We start from the raw sequence: 4,628 nt of genomic DNA on the forward strand, positions 1-4,628 counted from the left end.
CATACATTGCTGTACTTCCACCTGAGACCTATCTACCTCGTAGGCTACAAGGGGTCTTATCATTACTGAGGGAAATCTCATCTCGAGGGGGGCTTCGTGCTTAGATGCTTTCAGCGCTTATCCCTTCCAAACTTAGCTACTCAGCGATGCCATTGGCATGACAACTGATGCACCAGCGGTTTGTCCATCCCGGTCCTCTCGTACTAAGGACAGATCCTCTCAAATTTCCTACGCCCACGACGGATAGGGACCGAACTGTCTCACGACGTTCTGAACCCAGCTCGCGTGCCTCTTTAATGGGCGAACAGCCCAACCCTTGGGACATGCTTCAGCCCCAGGATGAGACGAGCCGACATCGAGGTGCCAAACCTCCCCGTCGATGTGGACTCTTGGGGGAGATAAGCCTGTTATCCCCAGGGTAGCTTTTATCCGTTGAGCGATGGCCCTTCCACTCGGTACCACCGGATCACTAAGTCCTGCTTTCGCATCTGCTCCACTTGTCGGTGTCGCAGTTAAGCTTCCTTTTGCCTTTGCACTCTTCGCACGATTTCCGTCCGTGCTGAGGAAACCTTTGAACGCCTCCGTTACTTTTTGGGAGGCGACCGCCCCAGTCAAACTGCCCAACTGACAGTGTCCCTCTTCCGGATTCACGGAAGTAGGTTAGAATTCCAGAATGAATAGAGTGGTATCCCAAGGGCGACTCCCGAAACACTGGCGTGCTTCGTTCTTCGTCTCCCACCTATCCTGCACAGTCCATTCCGAAATCCAATATCAGCCTGCAGTAAAGCTCCATGGGGTCTTTCCGTCCTGTCGTGGGTAAGCGGCATCTTTACCGCTACTACAATTTCACCGGATCCTTTGTTGAGACAGTGCCCAAATCGTTACACCTTTCGTGCGGGTCGGAACTTACCCGACAAGGAATTTCGCTACCTTAGGACCGTTATAGTTACGGCCGCCGTTTACTGGGGCTTCAGTTCGAAGCTTCGCTTGCGCTAACTTTTTCCCTTAACCTTCCAGCACCGGGCAGGTGTCAGCCCCTATACTTCGTCTTTCGACTTCGCAGAGACTTGTGTTTTTGGTAAACAGTCGCTTGGGCCTTTTCACTGCGGCCATGTTTCCATGGCTCCCCTTCTCCCGAAGTTACGGGGTCATTTTGCCGAGTTCCTTAACAAAGGTTTTTCCGCTCGTCTTAGGATTCTCTCCTCACCTACCTGTGTCGGTTTACGGTACGGGCGACAAGACGCGAATAGTGGCTTTTCTTGGCAGTATGGATTCGGCTCCTTCTCTACTTATTTTCGATCCGCATCACACGTCAGACTTCAAGAGAAGCGGATTTGCCTACTTCTCATCCTTGGTGCTTGCACGCCTCACCAACCGGGCGCTGCGCTTATCCTTCTGCGTCCCCACATCTTCGTTGCGTTTGCCGGTACAGGAATCTCCACCTGTTGTCCATCGACTACGCCTTTCGGCCTCGCCTTAGGTCCCGACTTACCCTGAGTGGACGAGCCTTCCTCAGGAAACCTTGGGTTTTCGACGGGTGAGATTCTCACTCACCTCTCGCTACTCATGCCAGCATTCTCTCTTCTGTACACTCCACAAGGCCTTACGGCTTTTGCTTCGTCGCGTACACAATGCTCCTCTACCAATCCTTTCGGATTCCACGGCTTCGGTATCGTGTTTAGCCCCGGTTATCTTCGGCGCAGAGTCACTTGACTAGTGAGCTATTACGCACTCTTTCAATGTATGGCTGCTTCTAAGCCAACATCCTAGTTGTCTCAGTAACTCCACATCCTTTTCCACTTAACACGAATTTTGGGACCTTAGCCGGTGGTCTGGGCTGTTTCCCTTTCGACTATGAAGCTCATCCCACATAGTCTGACTCCGGAGGATACTGTCTTCGGTATTCGGAGTTTGATAGGTCGCGGTAACTTGGTAAAGTCCCTTGACCATTCAGTGCTCTACCCCCGAGACATTGCCTTCCAGGCTAGCCCTAAAGCTATTTCGAGGAGAACCAGCTATCTCCGCGTTCGTTTGGCTTTTCACCCCTATCCACAGGTCATCCGATAACTTTTAAACGTTACCCGGTTCGAGCCTCCATTGAATTTTACTTCAACTTCACTCTGCCCATGGATAGATCACGCGGTTTCGGGTCTATGACCTACAACTCTTCGCCCTGTTCAGACTCGCTTTCGCTGCGGCTTCGATGCATAACATCTTAACCTCGCTGAAAATCATAACTCGCTGGCCCGTTCTACAAAAAGTACACGATCGTGGTGCGAAACCACTTTCGCTGCTTGTAAACATCCGGTTTCAGATTCTATTTCACTCCCCTCCCGGGGTTCTTTTCACCTTTCCCTCACGGTACTTATGCACTATCGGTCACCAAGGAGTATTTAGCCTTAGGGGGTGGTCCCCCTGTATTCCCACCGGGTTTCACGTGCCCTGTGGTACTCGTTTAGAGTGGCATACCTTCACTTCGCATACGGGACTGTTACCCACTATGGTCGATTGTTCCAAATCGTTCTGCTCGCTACATATGCCGTATCTCAAGTTGGGCTCTACCCCGTTCGCTCGCCGCTACTTGGAGTATCGAGGTTTCTTTCTTTTCCTCGGGGTACTTAGATGTTTCAGTTCCCCCGGTATTCCTTTCATACGCTATGAATTCACGCATGAATGCTGAGAGTTTGTCTCAGCGGGTTTCCCCATTCGGAAATCTGTGGATCGATGTGTATTTGCCACTCCCCACAGCTTTTCGCAGCTTATCGCGTCCTTCATCGGCTCTTGGTGCCAAGGCATCCACCAGATGCTCTTTCTAACTTGACCTTACGATCTATTCGTTGAAATTGTAATCTTAAATTTAAATTTGAAGATTTGATTTTACGATGTTCTCGTTTTTGATTGTATATGCAATTGTCTTGGTTCAAAAATAGAATCCCGCCCGATTTGCACAGACGATTACGCGACTTGCGGATTCATAATTAAAGGTATAAGAGATTTGTCCATCTTTCGCTCTCCCCCGCAGGGAAGAACGCATTTCCTTAGAAAGGAGGTGATCCAGCCGCACCTTCCGATACGGCTACCTTGTTACGACTTCACCCCAGTCATTAACCCTACCTTCGACAGCTGCCTCCTTGCGGTTGGCTCGCTGGCTTCGGGTATTGCCAACTCCCATGGTGTGACGGGCGGTGTGTACAAGACCCGGGAACGCATTCACCGCGACATTCTGATTCGCGATTACTAGCAACTCCGACTTCATGCAGGCGAGTTGCAGCCTGCAATCCGAACTGGGATCGGCTTTTTGAGATTCGCTTGCGATCGCTCGTTTGCTGCCCTCTGTACCGACCATTGTAGCACGTGTGTAGCCCAGGACATAAAGGGCATGATGATTTGACGTCATCCCCACCTTCCTCCGATTTATCATCGGCAGTCCCTTTAGAGTTCCCACCTTTACGTGCTGGCAACTAAAAGTAAGGGTTGCGCTCGTTGCGGGACTTAACCCAACATCTCACGACACGAGCTGACGACAACCATGCACCACCTGTATTAGCGTTTCCGAAGAAAAAACTTTATCTCTAAAGCGGGCGCTAGTATTTCAAGTCCTGGTAAGGTTCTTCGCGTTGCTTCGAATTAAACCACATGCTCCGCTGCTTGTGCGGGTCCCCGTCAATTCCTTTGAGTTTCATGCTTGCGCACGTACTCCCCAGGCGGAGTGCTTATTGTGTTAACGGCGGCACCGAGGTTTGACCCCCGACACCTAGCACTCATCGTTTACGGCGTGGACTACCAGGGTATCTAATCCTGTTTGCTACCCACGCTTTCGTTCCTCAGCGTCAGTTGAAGTCCAGCAAGTCGCCTTCGCCACCGGTATTCCTCCTAATATCTACGCATTCCACCGCTACACTAGGAATTCCACTTGCCTCTCCTTCACTCAAGCTTGACAGTTTCCGATGCTTACGAAGGTTGAGCCTTCGCCTTTTACATCGGACTTGCCATGCCGCCTGCGAACCCTTTACGCCCAGTAATTCCGGACAACGCTCGCCCCCTACGTATTACCGCGGCTGCTGGCACGTAGTTAGCCGGGGCTTCCTCCCATGGTACCGTCATTATCTTCCCATAGGACAGAGCTTTACGATTCGAAAACCTTCATCGCTCACGCGGCGTCGCTGCATCAGGGTTTCCCCCATTGTGCAAGATTCCCCACTGCTGCCTCCCGTAGGAGTTTGGACCGTGTCTCAGTTCCAATGTGACCGTTCACCCTCTCAGGCCGGTTACTGATCGTCGCCTTGGTGGGCCGTTACCCCGCCAACAAGCTAATCAGACGCGAGGCCATCTCTTACCGCTAACGCTTTGACTTCATCACCAGGAGGTGTCGGAGTCTTATACGGTATTAATCCCGGTTTCCCGAGGCTATCCCGTTGTAAGAGGCAGGTTCCTCACGCGTTACTCACCCGTTCGCCGCTAATCCGATCGAAATCACCCCGAAGGGATCATTCAATGTTCATCGCTCGACTTGCATGTGTTAGGCGCGCCGCCAGCGTTCGTCCTGAGCCAGGATCAAACTCTCAATAAAAACTTTGAGTTTGCTTAGCTCGGATCCACTGACTGTGTTCCGCTTTAAGCTTATAGAT

The 4,628-nt window shown here is 51.4% G+C and carries 2 rRNA genes; both read right to left on the minus strand.

Features of this window, described 5'->3' with window-relative positions:
* Window positions 1-2,823: ribosomal RNA gene (locus DG046_RS09535) — 23S ribosomal RNA — on the minus strand; the annotation flags it as partial.
* 219 nt (window positions 2,824-3,042) lie between these two features.
* Window positions 3,043-4,570: ribosomal RNA gene (locus DG046_RS09540) — 16S ribosomal RNA — on the minus strand.
* Window positions 4,571-4,628: the final 58 nt, after the last annotated feature.

Origin of the sequence: Aedoeadaptatus coli (assembly GCF_900343085.1) — a bacterium.
GTDB classification, from domain to species: domain Bacteria; phylum Bacillota; class Clostridia; order Tissierellales; family Peptoniphilaceae; genus Aedoeadaptatus; species Aedoeadaptatus coli.